General features: G+C 34.2%; 6 protein-coding genes. 2 read left to right on the top strand and 4 right to left on the bottom strand.

Annotated elements, in window-relative coordinates:
* Position 1: 1 nt before the first annotated feature.
* Positions 2-1,717 carry an adenine deaminase gene (ade, locus tag IJ258_RS04410; RefSeq protein ID WP_292803491.1) on the top strand — a complete coding sequence of 572 codons (1,716 nt, stop codon included), beginning with the start codon at positions 2-4 and terminating at the stop codon, positions 1,715-1,717.
* Here the strand turns inward: ade and IJ258_RS04405 are convergent.
* Positions 1,714-2,349 (bottom strand): DUF447 domain-containing protein, encoded by a 636-nt coding sequence (locus IJ258_RS04405; RefSeq protein WP_292803488.1) that lies wholly within the window; start codon positions 2,347-2,349, stop codon positions 1,714-1,716. The genes ade and IJ258_RS04405 overlap by 4 nt on opposite strands.
* A gap of 73 nt (positions 2,350-2,422) precedes the next feature.
* Between IJ258_RS04405 and IJ258_RS04400 the strand changes: the two genes are divergently transcribed.
* Complete coding sequence (locus IJ258_RS04400; RefSeq protein ID WP_292803485.1) at positions 2,423-3,433, top strand: SIS domain-containing protein; 1,011 nt, start codon at positions 2,423-2,425, stop codon at positions 3,431-3,433.
* Between the two features lie 31 nt (positions 3,434-3,464).
* Here IJ258_RS04400 and IJ258_RS04395 read toward each other — a convergent pair whose 3' ends face one another.
* From IJ258_RS04395 to IJ258_RS04385, 3 genes are all read right to left on the bottom strand, one after another.
* Entirely contained in the window at positions 3,465-4,058 is a 594-nt protein-coding gene (locus IJ258_RS04395; protein ID WP_292803482.1) for an Hsp20/alpha crystallin family protein, read from the bottom strand.
* Positions 4,059-4,365: 307 nt separating this feature from the next.
* Positions 4,366-11,097, bottom strand: coding sequence for an Ig-like domain repeat protein (locus tag IJ258_RS04390; RefSeq protein ID WP_292803479.1), 6,732 nt, complete (start codon positions 11,095-11,097; stop codon positions 4,366-4,368).
* The gene (locus IJ258_RS04385) at positions 11,094-14,681 is read right to left on the bottom strand and encodes a hypothetical protein (protein ID WP_292803476.1); all 3,588 of its coding nucleotides are present in this window, start codon (positions 14,679-14,681) and stop codon (positions 11,094-11,096) included. Before IJ258_RS04385 ends, IJ258_RS04390 begins: the two co-directional genes overlap by 4 nt.
* Positions 14,682-14,923 lie beyond the last annotated feature (242 nt).

Below are 14,923 nucleotides of genomic sequence, written 5' to 3'. Positions count from 1 at the left end.
AATGTCATTTACAGCTTATATTCTTGACGTTTTGACAGATTCTGTTTATCCTGCAAGAATAACAGTTGCTGATGGAATTTTTAAGGAAATCATACCAATTAAAGTTACTGAAGAAACTAAAATCGATGTTGAAGGATTGTTGCTTCCGGGGTTCATTGATTCTCATATTCATATTGAAAGCAGTATGCTTACTCCTGCACAATTTGCTAAAATTGCAGTTCGTCATGGTACTACTTCTGTAGTGTGCGATCCTCATGAGATAGCTAACGTTTGCGGAATTGAGGGTATTGAATTCATGATTGATAATGCTTCAACAGTTCCATTTAACTTTTACTTTACTGCACCTTCCTGTGTTCCTGCCACTTCATTTGAAACAGCAGGTTGTGTTTTGGATTCCTCTGACATTGAATACTTGCTTAAAAAGGATGAGGTTGTGGCATTGGGTGAAATGATGAATTTCCCTGGTGTTTTAAGTGGGGATGAGGAAGTAATCAGGAAATTGGATTTGGCAAGGCAGTACAAAAAACCTATCGATGGTCATGCTCCACTGCTTTCAGGTAAAGAATTGGATAAATATATGGAGCAGTATATAGTAACTGATCATGAATGCAGTAATTTCTCTGAAGCTATTGAGAAAAAACAGAAAGGCATGAAAATTATGGTTCGTGATGGGTCATCTGCTAAAAATATGGAAGCTCTATTTGATTTCTCTGAACGTATTGACCATTTGAAAAATCAGGACAGTTTTGGCATCATCCCAACTGAAGTATTGGAGAGAAGAATCCACTCACCAATATTTGACTTCATAGTAAGTGACGATAAGCATCCAAATGACCTAATCAAAGGACATTTAAATAAATCTGTCCAAAAGGCAGCAGACCTTGGAATAGATGTCATAAAAGCCATTGGTATGGTTACAATAAATCCTGCAGCGCACTATGGATTGGATGCAGGAGTAATTGTAACCGGTGCAAAAGCCGATTATATAATCATTGATAATTTAAAGGACTTCAATATCCTGAAAACATTCATTGCAGGGGAATGTGTCTTTGATGGTAAAAATGTTTTATTTGATGTTCCGGAAGTTGAGGCTGAAAACTCAATTAACGCAACCAAAAAGACCTCCAAAGACTTTGAGATATACTATGATGGCGATGAATGTGAAGTTAATGTCATTGAATGTTTCAATGGGGAACTTTTAACTCAAAAGACCACTGCAAAACTAAAGTGCTGTGAAGGAAAAGTCATGTCCGATATTTATGATGACATTTTAAGGATATCAGTTGTGGAAAGATATGGTCAAAACCATGTTGCAAATGCGTTTATTAAAGGATTCGGTCTTAAAAAAGGAGCAATTGCATCATCAGTAGCGCATGACTCACATAATATTATTGTTGTAGGTTATGACACTGAAATGATGGCTCAGGCTGTAAACAAGATAATTGATAATAAAGGTGGATTTGCAGTGGTGAGCGAAGACTTCAGCGACTCATTGTCCCTTCCGATTGCAGGTCTTATGAGCAATGAGGATGCATATGGTGTGGCCAAGAAATTAAACACCTTGCATAAGATGTCTTCAGCATTAGGATGTAAACTCGATTCTCCATTTATGACAATGGCATTTATGGCATTGTTGGTAATTCCTTCACTTAAAATATCTGATTTGGGATTATTTGATGGAGATGCATTTGAATTTATTGATGTTATTAGAAATTAAGGTTTAAAACCTTTTTTCATTAATTCTTTTTTTATTTCATTCATTGCCTGAATGTCTTCAGGATAACCGATTTTTCGAACGACTCTATTCGCTTCTCTAAATCTGTCTAAATACTCTTTCTTTTGTGAATTACTAACCAAATCAAAACGTGTAAGATTTGCCAGTGTTTCAACAACATAACCGAAACCTCTATTCAATGCATTGGTGTTGTTTTTGATAACTAATTCTTTTACTTCAGATTTAATTACAATCGCTTCGCCTTTCTTTTTAATCGGGTCGCTTTGCTTTACAGCATCCTTGAAACTAACCACTTCACATTTGAAATAGGCATCAACATTTTTTACAGATCCATCATCTTCAAAATAATCTTCAGGAAGATTTCCAATTGTCGACAGCATAAATAATTCAGGGTCATGGGTAATATTGACAATAAACTTTTTTTGTGACAGGATATTATCCAAAGTTTTTCCACCTTTAAAAATTCTACATACAACTTTATCAATACCTGAACATATGATTCCAATTGGTGCAGCATTTTTGACATTTTGTGAATTTTCAGTGCTCACAATTGTTTCATATTGTTTTCCTTTCTGCATTCCGATTGTTGATAAATTAATTTCTTTAATCGACATTTTCAAAAAACCTTTTTATATGTTGATTAACAATATATAAATTATAATATTTAATTTTAAGGAGTTTAAGCTTATGAAATATAAAATGTATGATGAAATGATGGAACAACCAGACTCACTTAGAAAAACTTTTGAAAGTGAAATGTCTACTATGGATGAAGTTTCAAAATTAATTTCAGATAAGGATAAAGTTTATCTAATCGGTTGTGGAAGTTCTATTTCAACTTGTTATAGTGTTAGGGACGCTATAAGAATGTCAAGTACAAATATTGACCTTGAAGTATATACTGGTTATGAATTTTACTATAATAAAAGATTAGTTGAAAATGAAAACTCTATAGCCATTTTCACTTCACAATCAGGTGAAACTGCTGACACTCTCGCTTCACTTAGAAGGGCTAATGAATTTAATATACATACTGTTTCTATTTCAAATGAACCTGACAGTTCAATGATTAAAGAAGCTGAAACTCCAATTGTCACAAAATGCGAAACAGAAACAGCAATTCTTGGAACAAAAACTTATATTACTCAACTTGCATGTTTATATCAGATTCTTTTCAGTGCAAGTGATTATGAAGCTAAAGATGAATTGTTATCACAATTGGCAGAAATGCCTGATATAATTGAAGACTTATTAAAAACAACTGAGTATGATAATCGTATGCTTGCACAGGACTTTAAAAAAGAAGACATCTTCTATTGTCTTGGAAGCGGTCCTAACTTTGGTCTTGCATATAAACTAGCTATGACCATGCTTATGGAAGGTGCAATCAAGCATGCTTGTCCGGAATATTCAGCTGAATTCAGACATGGTTTGATTGAAAGAGCTGAAAAGGATGTTCCTATCATATTCTTAAGATCTGACTTTGAATCTGATGAGATTACTGATAAGGCAATTGAGTTTTCAGAAAATCTCAAATTAAAATCAATAATTTATGAATTGAAAGACTATGCTGATGTTGATAAATTATTATCTCCATTCGTATTGGTAATTCCGCTTGAATGGTTTATTTATTATTTAGCACATTACAATGGTGAAGATCCTGGTGCTACAAGACACATCGGTAAGGTTAGATACTGATTTTTTTAAAAAAAGATAAAAAATGTGGAGTTTATTCCACATTTACTTTATGTTTTGGTATAATTAATTTTGGAATGGTTATAGTAACGATTCCGTTTGCAAATTTAGCAGTGATGTTTTCCAAATCAAGGCTGTTTTCGAATCTAACTGTTTTTACGCATCTTCCAGATTTGATGGATGATGAGATTACTTCTGCAGTTTCGTCTTCTTCAAATTCTTCAATGTAAGGTTTGAAGGTAGTTTCGATAGTGATATCGTTGTCGCCTGCTTCGATTAATACGTCTTCTTTTTCAACGCCGGGTACTGCAGCTTTGATGTAGTAAATGTCTTTGGTTTCAACTAAATCAATGTCTAATGTTTGAACAGTTGATTTTTTGTAATCAGCGTATTTCTGATCAGCTGTTTTTTGCATGTTTTTAATGTTTTCTTTGAATTCATCAATGCTTTTGTATAAATCATTGATTACATTGTCTGCAATGTTTTTACCTTTTTCTTTTCTTTCTTCAAATTTTTCTTTTTGTTCTTCTTTTTTTTCATCGAACTTTTCTTTTACTTCTTCGACTTTTTCATCAAGTTTTTCTTTTTTATCAGAAATTTTTTCTTCAATGGTTTCGGAATCTACCATATTTTTCACGCTCCTTATTGATGAATCTCTATAAGTATATATTAGTTACTTTTTGTTAGTATATATACTTTTCTATTAAATTTACTAAAAGTTATTAAAAAGTAATACTATTGAACTTTCCTTTTATTGTATTGGAAGTAGTTTATTTTATTTAATGATTAAAATATCATGGTTATATGACTAATTGAAATCTCATATTGGTTAGAATTAAATAAGATTATTTTTATACATGTTCTTCATTTTTGAAAAACATCCAATTTAAAAAAAGAAGAAGTGAGGATTAGATAATCCTCAAAAATTTTGTGTTTTATCTGTATCTTTTAACATAGCATTTAGCTGTGTTTTTAAGTGTTTTTCCGTTTGCTTTTACCTTGTAGGTAAAGGTTGCTTTGTATTTTTTACCTTTCTTAAGTTTTTTGGTAACTTTTTTAGGTACTTTGAATGTTGCAATTCCTTTCTTATTGGTTTTTGCCTTGTATGTTTTACCCTTAAATTTCATGTAAACTCTTTTCTTCTTAAGGACTTTTTTGCCTTTGAGTTTAACTTTGATTTTAAGATATTTAGATTTCTTTTTAGCTTTTGCAGTCTTTTTAGATTTGCTTTTAGATTTCTTATTAAGTTTCACTAACTTTTTAAGAGGTTTCACAACAGATTTAACAGTCACTGTATTTTTAGTGGTAAATCCTTTGTATGTTATAGTAATAGTGTGTTTTTTAACTTTTAAGCTTAATTTAAGGGTGGCATAACCATTCTTATCGGTTTTAACAGAGTAGGTTTTGCCTCCAACATTCATTTTAACAACTTCACCTGCTCCAACATAATTGCCGTCGTCACCAACAATTCTAACAGTATATTTGGAATTGTCAGCAAAGAAGATTTTCACGTTCTTATTACCTGTAATCCTTGCAGCTATCTTTAAATTATTCAATTTATATTCGCCGGTTACCGGATTAATGATAACAATAGCATGATTTCCGACAGCCAATTTATTGTTTAATCTCAAGACACCATTGGAATCGGTTTGGACAGTGTATGTGTTAGTATCCACCTTGACGGTTACCTTTGCATTTGCAAGTGGAGATCCTTCTGCATCAAATAATGTTGCAGTGTAATCCAAGCCACTATTATAACCTCTGGTCATGTCAGAAGAAATAATTGAAGCATTGTTCTTGACGACAGCTGACTTATTGACTGGATCATAGTTATCATCACCGCTGTAGACAACAGTAACAGTATTATTACCAGGTTTTAAGCCTGTAACGTTGACAACTGCACTGCCGTTGGTCACGTTAACGACTTGTATCACTTGGCCATTTACATAGAGAGTTACATTTCCAGTGGCATCCGCAGGCAATCTCACGGTTATTGAAGGGGTGCTGCCAGTTATGTTTTCAAGGTCGATATCGATATTTGGTTCGCCTTTAATCACGGTTATTGCACTGGAGTTGACTCTTGACTTATTGGTGTAGTAGGAGTCGCCTTCAAAAGTACCTGTGACAATGTAGGTTCCTAGTTTCAAGTTAGGGACAACAAGGTCTTCAAGACATGATTGTTTGATAGTGTAAACTACTTCCTCGTTTTGATATACAGTGTATGTAATGTTTCCATATGCATTGACAGGAGCAGTTACTCTAATGGTTGCATTTTCACCATAACCAATCACATCGTTTGATAACCTGAAGAATCCATCATCAGATTTATTGACTGTTAAAGTGGCGTTTGCATATGCTTCGGTATAATTTTCACTTTCAAACACATAAACTTTGATTTCATAAGTGCCTGGCTTGAAGAGTGTACCGTCGAATGTGAATGTTGAGGTATCCTCAACAAGTAATGAAACTGATTCATCACCTATGAATACGGTGTAATAATCAGTAACATTTGCGCTTACAGGTATTTTGATCTCATCGCCATAGTTGACTTCAACATCACTTACTGTCATGTTTGGTACGGCCTTGTGAACTTTCACATGAACGAATGCAGTAGCCGGAAGGTAGTTTTTATCTCCGCTAGATTTTGCAACAATTACATAATCACCCGCTGCCAATGTGAGATTTTGCAGAGTCTCATTAGTGTAGGTCTTGCCGTTCAATTCAAAGACAACATTGTTAGGTTTATTAGCGAGTATGGTAACATTTAATTTCTCACCATAGGTAATGTCTTTAATTGTAACGTTTAATAGCTGTTCTACTTGGTTGACAGTAAATATTTTAGTTACTTTATCAAAAGTGTAACTGTTTGAATTACTGTCTTTGGTATTCAATACTACAGTATGGTCTCCAGCGCTAGGACGTGTTAATTTATGGGTGAACTTATTGTCAGTTACGTTTACTGAATAAGTTTTGGAGTCGACTTTCAAATTAACAGTAAAGTTTAGGTTTGTACCGATATCGATAGTACCTTCAATTGTTTCATTTTGTCCGTAGTCAATGTCATTAACAGTAAAATCAACGTTTATAGCATCAAACACGGTATTGGTGATTTTTACATTAGGAGTTTCACTATAGATGTTTCTGTAATTGTCTGCATTATTGTCTGTAAATACACAGCCATCGACAGTTGTATTTATATTTGTTCCAATGTATAATGCACCGTTTTCTGAAAGTGTGTTGGCTGTAAATGTGGATTCAAGAACAGATATGTTTTTGTCATTAATTTTAATAACATTTTCAACAGCATTATCTGTGAATGTACAACCTGAAATAATGGATTGTTTATTATCTATTGTTTGGATCACATCACGATCCATGATATTGGATGTGAATATTGAATCTTCAATGAGTAGATTGGAATTTCCGCTTGCATGAATAACATTTGCACCTTCAGTGTTATTGATAAATGCAGAATTAATGAGAACATTTCCACAGCCTATAACATCAATGATATTTTCCGCTAATCTGTTTTCAACAAATTCAGTTGATATGATTTTTACTGAATCTGCATTTCTTATTAAAATCATGTTTCCCGGACTGTTTGTGTTGTTCTCAAATGTTGATTCGTTAATAATGACATTGCTTGATTTAAGACTACTATAAACTATAGGAGAGTCAAGAATATTGTCATTAAATCCAGATTCAACAATGGTTAAATTTCCTTTATTGTAGATAACGGCTTTATCTGAACCGCTACTTAAAGTGTTATTGACAAATGTACAACCGTTAACAGTCACATTACCTTCATTATAAATAATTGAATCATCAGTATTAAAACCTGTGATTACAATATCTTCTAGGGTAACATCGGAAGTTGAATAAATAGTCAAAAAGCTATAATCTGCTGAAGCCGCATCAAAAACAACATCTCCAAGTGGAGTAATAGTTAATTTCTTACCTATAATTGATATTCCGAAATTTCCAGGACCAGTATAATTTCCTTCGTTTACATAAATGATGTCTTCATCTGAACAATCATCGATTGCTTCACGTAATGAATCGAATTTATGACCGGTACTGTTGACAATGAAATTGCCTTCATATTCACTGACTTTGAATGCGGTTGTGTTCACTGCGTCATTATAGTTTTCATCACCTTCACGGACTGCAAATACAGTGTAGTTTCCTTCCCCAACACTTTCCAAGGTTATTTCAGCATAACCACCAGTAATGTTGGCAGTTGTAAACTTGTTATTGAATAGAATGTTGATGATTCCGTCTTTGCTTGCATTGACTTTTAAAACAGGTGCAGCTTCGAATGCATCCTTAAGTTCAATGTCATCAACAGTAAGAGTGATGTGTACATTTGCCTTATGGATGATGAGCCTGTCAATTACTGCTTCACCATAATAGATGTTGCCGTTGCTGTCATAAATGATTTCATTTAATATGACGTCATAAATGCCTTTTGGCATGACTCCTACATTGTGTTCAAATATGCCTTCTGTAATGTCGACTGTTGCATCAGTATTGTTGACAAATCCAGGTAATACAAGTTGAAGATCCATGTTGAATTGAGGGTCAAGGGTACCGGTAATTATTACAGGGACGCCGTATTCACCATCAGGTATGTGCAATATCACATCATAGAAATCAAATATGTTTTTACTGAATTGAATATCTCCAGCATTGTATATGTTTGCAAACTCGTCGGCATAGTTAATTCCAAAGACAGATTCTGTAAGTTCCAAAGATTTGTTGTTATAAATTGCTCCACCTTTACCGTTTGCGGTATTGGCAACGAATGTTGAATTATTCACAGTAGCAATATTATTATTGTAAATAGCACCACCGTCAATTTCTGCATAGTTTCCTGTGAATGTTGAATTAAAGACATTTAATTCATTTTCACTGTAAATTGCTCCACCGTATCCGTTTGCGGTGTTGTCTTCAAAAGTGGAGTTGATAACTTGTAATGTTCCTGTACTGTAAACTGCTCCACCATTAATACCTTCATTTTCTGTGAAAACACTGTTGTTAATGTTTAATGAATTTGTGCTGTATATTGCACCACCATTTCCATAATTAATGTTTTCTGTGAAATTAGATGATATAATGTCTGCATTTCCATTGTTGAATATTACGGAATTAGCATTAATGATATTGCTTGCAAATACAGTTGAATCAACGGATAATTCTCCTTCATTTAAAACAATTGCACTGTTAATTGTATTGTCGGAAAATTCACTGTTTAATATGTTCAATATACCAGCATTGTATATGATTGCTTCGGTTTCAAAATCAGTGAATATACAGTTTTTAAATGTTAAATTACCATTATTTTCAAATGCTGCATTGGTTTTTATGATTCCATCGGTAAAGTTTATGCCTTCAAACACAACATTGTATCCTTCATTCACTGTAAAGAACCAGTTTGTACTGTTTCCATCGAAAATAACAATACGGTCTCTGAAATTTTTAAGAGTGAAGGATTTGCGGATTTCTATTTCCATATTCTCCTCAATATGGTAATTATGATTTGCATAAATAATGCCATTTTCCACAACTGCATCAATAGCATCGGTTAAGTTTTCATACACTTCATCCTCTGATATGATGAAATTCGCATTAATCATTTCAAATTTATACCCAAAGAGATAAGTATTGAAGTTATGATCATTCATTAGACCTACTGTATAGTTACCTCCCAATACTTCTTCAAAAGTGATGTAGAAATTCTGGGACCCGTTATTGTACATTGTGTATGCTGGTACTTGGTCGAAGTACATTAAAACCACTGAATCAAATTGATCTAGGGTTGTACCGTTAATTATGACTGTCTGGTTGATTTTATCAATGGTAACATTGTATATTTCACCAGTACCGTTGAAGACACAATATTTGCTGGTTATTTCACTAACTTCAGGGCCTGCAAAGTAATTCATCTTACGGTTTTCCCCTTCTCCCTGGAAGTTATCTAAAAATGTACAGAATCCAAATGTTGCTGATGAATATTGTTCGAGATCGGCCTCAATATAAATTGCTCCACCTTCTTCACCTGCAAAATTGTCTATAAATGTACAGTTTAGTGCAATGAGGGTTGCATCCTGGTCTGAATCCATTGAACCGATACATATTGCTCCACCATAATCTTCAGCAATGTTATTGTAGAAATTACAGTTAGTCATGGTCAAGGTACCTGCAACCAGTTCAATAGCTCCACCTTCAGAGTTGTATCCATTAATTACTGTAATGTTTTCAAGTGTAATTGTAGGACCTTCGGTATTATATGGAACTGGAATAGGAGGTACTGTTTCAATCCATTCCACCTCAGTATCATATGTTAAATGCAGGAAGTAATCTTCACCTTCACAGTCAAAGATAACCTCTTCGCCAGGATAAGCTCTGATTGTTATTTCCAATTCTCCTTCAATGTCAATGCCACGGAAGTCTTCTCCTTTATAGGTTCCACCTCTAACTGTAATGATACCGCCCATTAGTGAAGCTTCGTCGATTGCATCTGCTAGGGTGTCGAAATATTGTGGTTCATCATCTTCATCCTCTTGGTATATGAAGTTGCCAGTTTCTTCATAGTCATCGAAAATGGAATCTTCATCACTAAGTAGGTCATTGTTTGAGGCAATAAGAAGATCATCATGGGAATTCCAATTGAAATTATTAACGTTTTCGTCATCTACTTCCTCAATTGAGGATTGGCCGAGAACATTGCTGGTAGTGCCAAGTGATGATCCGCCTTTGACATTCAAAGTGGCCTCAGCAGAACCTGATAAGTAGTTTACACGTTCCTGTGAAGTGACCTTGATTGTGTAAGTTCCAGGAGCAAATGTTTTATCCACTTCAATGGATTTGCTGCCATTAATCAATGTGATGAGTTTGTAATCACCAATTTCTATTGTGTAGATTGATGGAACATTTGTTTCAATGTTTACAGTAATGTTTTCGTCAGATCCAACTTCCACATCCGCTACAGATATGGTTGGATTGGCCTTTTTCACTTCAAAATCAATAATGGAATATGTAGGCTCGAAAGCTTCGTCATTATAGAAGGCTACAAGAGAGTATTTTCCTGCATCTAATTTCAATGATTCAAGTTCCTCTTTTGTATAATATACTCCATTCAACTGGTAGCTTATTGTACCCATGGCATTTGCAGGTAGTGTTTCAGTTACTTTTATTGTTTCACCATATGTGATATTGTCAACGGAAACATTCAAATCAAAGCTTGCACTGTTGACTTTGAACATTTTAGTAATGCTGTCCATATGATATGCATTTTCATTGTAATCTACAATACCGTTTAAAACAGCATGATATTTGCCCGGATTCAATATGTCTGTATTATAGGTGAATGCATTGTCTTTGATTTCCACAGTGATGTTTTCACCAGCGACTGTTAAATTAGCTGCAGCATAGATATTAGCACCAATATCTGCTGTACCGCTGATTATTGAGCTTTCACCGTATTTAACATTCAATGCTTTTAATTCAACATTTTTAACATCAAAAATGGTATCATGAGCTACGGTAAATCCATTGTTGTAAATATTTCTGTATTCACCGGTGTTATTTGCAAGAACACAACCGTCAATGAATGCTGTAACTTTAGGAGATGTTGCAATAGCTCCAATTGTTGCCTCGTTGTTCATAATGAGGCTGCTGTCAATAAATAACCTGAGCTTTTCATTATTAGGGTTTTGATTAAAATAACAGAACCCCTTTTACCTTTATTGTTATTGAAAGTACAGGTGTCGATGTTTGCGTTTGAAATTCCGTCAAGGCAAATGACTCCACCATTAACATCCTTGTTGGAGTTGCTTTCAAAGTTGGATGAGTCAATATTAAAGGTTACTTCCGCATCGTTTGCGTTGACATAAATTACTCCACCTTCAAGTTCTGCATCTTCGCCTGCATCATTTTTGATGTCGTTTTTAATGAACTCTGATAATGTGGCGCTCACATATATGGAGTTATTTCCGATGTATATTGCAGATCCTTTAACAGCAGTATTCTGTTCAAAGTCACATGAAGCAACTGCTGGTTCAATTTGAATTAAGTTTTTGAAGTGCAATGCTCCGCCTTCACGTGCAGTGTTATTAATGAATTTGGAAGATGTGATTGAAACATCACTATAACCTAGTGATGTGACTGCTGCAGTGCTTGCTTTTAAAGGAGCGACGTTGTTTATGAAATTACAGTTCTCAATTTCTAATGATTCCCCATCACTGAATATAGCTGCTCCACCATTTTCGGCAAATGATGTCTTAGTAATCATATTGTTAGTAAAGTTACATGAATCCACTGTAAGATCTCCATGATTGACTATAGCTCCATAATTGGTGTTTCTGTTGCGGATTCCTTTGAATGTTATTCCGTATATGGTGACTTCAGAGGTTTCCTGAACTATAATGAAATTGCCGTCATGGCCTTGGGCATCAAAGACTGCACCTTCCAATGCAATGAGGTCTAAAGTCTTATTGGATATTACAATTCCGGTTTCACTATAAGTTCCTTTTTTAATGAAAATTGTATCTCCATCATTGGAATTTACGATAGCCTCTTTTAAAGTATCATATTCAGCATTTGTGCTCACTACAACGAAGTTGCTGTAGGTTTTGCTTACTGAAAATGTTGTGAAATTCAATGCAAGAGTGAAGTTCTCATCACTACCGCTCATACCAAGGACTGTATAATTACCTAAATCAAGGCCAGTCAATTGTACACTGCCTTTACCGTCTACAACTTCAACCTGATATTGTGTGTTTCCAATGAAAATTGTGAAAGTTTTATCCCAATTTGCATAAACATTTAAAACAGGTATTTCAGGTATTAATACATCTTTTACTTCAAGTTTCATTATTATTTTAGCTCTTTCAATAAATATTTTTGCATATGGGTAATTATCCAAATAGAATTCGTTTCCATTTATATCGGAGTAATAGTTATGTCCAAAGAAATGATCATTACTGTCGGATTGTGTATCACTTCCGGACATATCGATTTCATGTGTTCCTCCGGAAAGTAATCCCATACTCATATTGAATTTATTATCTTCAATTGTAACTACATCCCCAATAATATCATCATCTAAAAGTCCTGATAAAAGGGTATAATTGTTATTCAAATTGGATCCCCAATCAAAAATACCATCAAAAATATACTCAACACCATAGACGCTGTCTTTTACATTTATTGTTAAGTTCAAATCATATTCATTATACTCCAAATTAATTTTCCTTGTGAGTGATTCAGAGTATATGTTCCTGTAAGTGGTTGCAACATTTGTATCGAAAACACATTCAGTAATATTTATGAGACTGTCTGCGAGGTCGGTTATATAAATAGCACCTCCAATTTCAGCAATATTTTCGATAAATAAGGTGTCATGAACCTCAAGATTGCTTGCATATATTGCTCCACCTTCACCAGTAGCCACATTAGTTGTAAATTCTGAGTCAGTAATGTTTAAATAAGAAGAGGAATCTGCATTGATTGCTCCACCTTGACTGCCTGAATTGGAATCGAAAGTACAATCATATATGTTTGCAATAGTGTTTTTCAAGAGTGTTTGACCATTTGATTCAAAAGTACATTCATAAAGTCCTAAGTTTGAATTTTCTGCCTTAATAGGAGTTCCGGGTTCATCTTCGGAATTGACAGTGTTGTTAAATACACAATCTGTAATTGTACATTCCAAAGCAGTATTGAATTTTAATGCCGCATCTATAAATTTACCGATTACAGTTATATCTTCCATGTCTAGTTGCCCATTAGCCCCTACAGAAAACAAATAATTTTGTGAATCTGATGAAAAGATGACATCTTCAGCTAATTCAGTAGTATCTAATTTAGGGCTGATTGAAACCATCTTATTTACAATATCCACATTAAAATTATCACTTCCAGTCCAGGTTCCACCTTCAACAGCAATTTCACCAGCTCCACCAAATGGAATAGCGTTTACTGCGTCTTTTAAAGTTTCAAATACTTTAACATCTTCACCCATAGTCAAAACAAAATTAGGTTCTACAATTGTAAAAGTATTTCCAGGATATGAGTATCTTTTTTCACCATCTTTCATCATGTAAACTGTATATGTTCCTTTTTCAAGATCTGTGAATTCGACAGAATGGAGACTAGCCCAAGGTTTTTCCGCATAATAAGAATCATCTTTATATAAAACCACTAAATTTACGTCCTCTTCAATGTCAGGTGTTATTTCCACTGATTTAACAGTAGCATCAACATCGATATCAAGGGAACCATGTCCTTTAAAGCGACAATCGTTAAACTCCCACTCTCCAGGTGCACCCTCACCGTCTTCATATCCAAAATCGTTTTCTTCATAACCGTCTTCATCATTACCCACTTTATTGCCTTCGAAATAACAATTATTAAGGGTAACACTACCGTCATCCTCACAGGAAATGGCTCCACCAGTTTTAGCTGCCTTGTTATTTGTGAACACACAATTGTTGGCTATAAATGAACCTCCATCGGACACACTTATGGCTCCACCATAACGGCCTCCTTCATTACCAGTCAGTACACAGTTGTTCAATGTCAATTGTCCTTCGGAAATTTCAATAGCTCCACCATCTTTTGTTGCTTTCCCTTTTGTGAAGGATATGTCATTGAATGTAATTTTACAGTTAGCATTTTCAAACCAAAACAGGTAATCATTATTACTTCCGTCGAAAATAACCTGTTGACCATCAAATGGTCTTATTGTTATTGTCGCTTCATCTGAAAAATGAATATATATGTCACCATCAGTTGTAGCGTCACGTTCAGTGTATGTACCGCCTTTAACCAATATTGTTCCTATTTTGGTATCACTGTCTGCGATTTCATCCATAGCGTCACGTAAATCTGTGTGCCATGTACTTGCCTCAACATAGTAAAAACAATCCGTGTCGGCTTTAAGCACATCATCGTTTGAAGCGGAAAGCAATTCTCCTTTTGCACTAGGAGCTGCTTTCACCTCTTTCTGATTTGATACTTCTATTGAAGTATCGCTTTCACTTATTTCTTCAACGTCATTGACACTTTCACTCTGATAAACTGGAGTGGCATTGTCTTCTTGCTCATAAGCAATTGACGTCATTTCAATATCTGTATCGCTAACGTCCTCAAGCAATGTTTCATTCGTATCGGCCGCTGCAATTGCTCCGATACTCATGATCATTACAAGGGATATTATCAGCAATATTCCTATCCTTTTTTTCTTCATTTTTAAAATACCTCATATTTTAATAAAGTAATTGAACAGAACGAACGTTCGGTTACTTATATGCTTTTTAAAGAGCATACATCCTTTATTATACTATAATCTTTATTTTTAACTAATATATATGAATTACTATCTTTTGGCGAATGTAAAGTGGAAATTTTTTCTATGAATTTACATTATTGATACGATATTTATATACAAAAACTAAAATTATGATTAAAAAAATAAATAAAATTATAATT

Origin of the sequence: Methanobrevibacter sp. (assembly GCF_017468685.1) — an archaeon.
In the GTDB taxonomy this organism is placed as follows: domain Archaea; phylum Methanobacteriota; class Methanobacteria; order Methanobacteriales; family Methanobacteriaceae; genus Methanocatella.
This window is presented reverse-complemented; position numbering and strand designations above follow the sequence as displayed.

Excerpts from the sequence above, each read along its gene's own strand:
- IJ258_RS04405 (WP_292803488.1), bottom strand. The coding sequence starts at position 2,349 with ATGTCGATTAAAGAAATTAATTTATCAACAATCGGAATGCAGAAAGGA.
- IJ258_RS04385 (WP_292803476.1), bottom strand. The coding sequence starts at position 14,681 with ATGAAGAAAAAAAGGATAGGAATATTGCTGATAATATCCCTTGTAATG.
- IJ258_RS04390 (WP_292803479.1), bottom strand. The coding sequence starts at position 11,097 with ATGAACAACGAGGCAACAATTGGAGCTATTGCAACATCTCCTAAAGTT.
- IJ258_RS04395 (WP_292803482.1), bottom strand. The coding sequence starts at position 4,058 with ATGGTAGATTCCGAAACCATTGAAGAAAAAATTTCTGATAAAAAAGAA.
- IJ258_RS04400 (WP_292803485.1), top strand. The coding sequence starts at position 2,423 with ATGAAATATAAAATGTATGATGAAATGATGGAACAACCAGACTCACTT.
- ade (WP_292803491.1), top strand. The coding sequence starts at position 2 with ATGTCATTTACAGCTTATATTCTTGACGTTTTGACAGATTCTGTTTAT.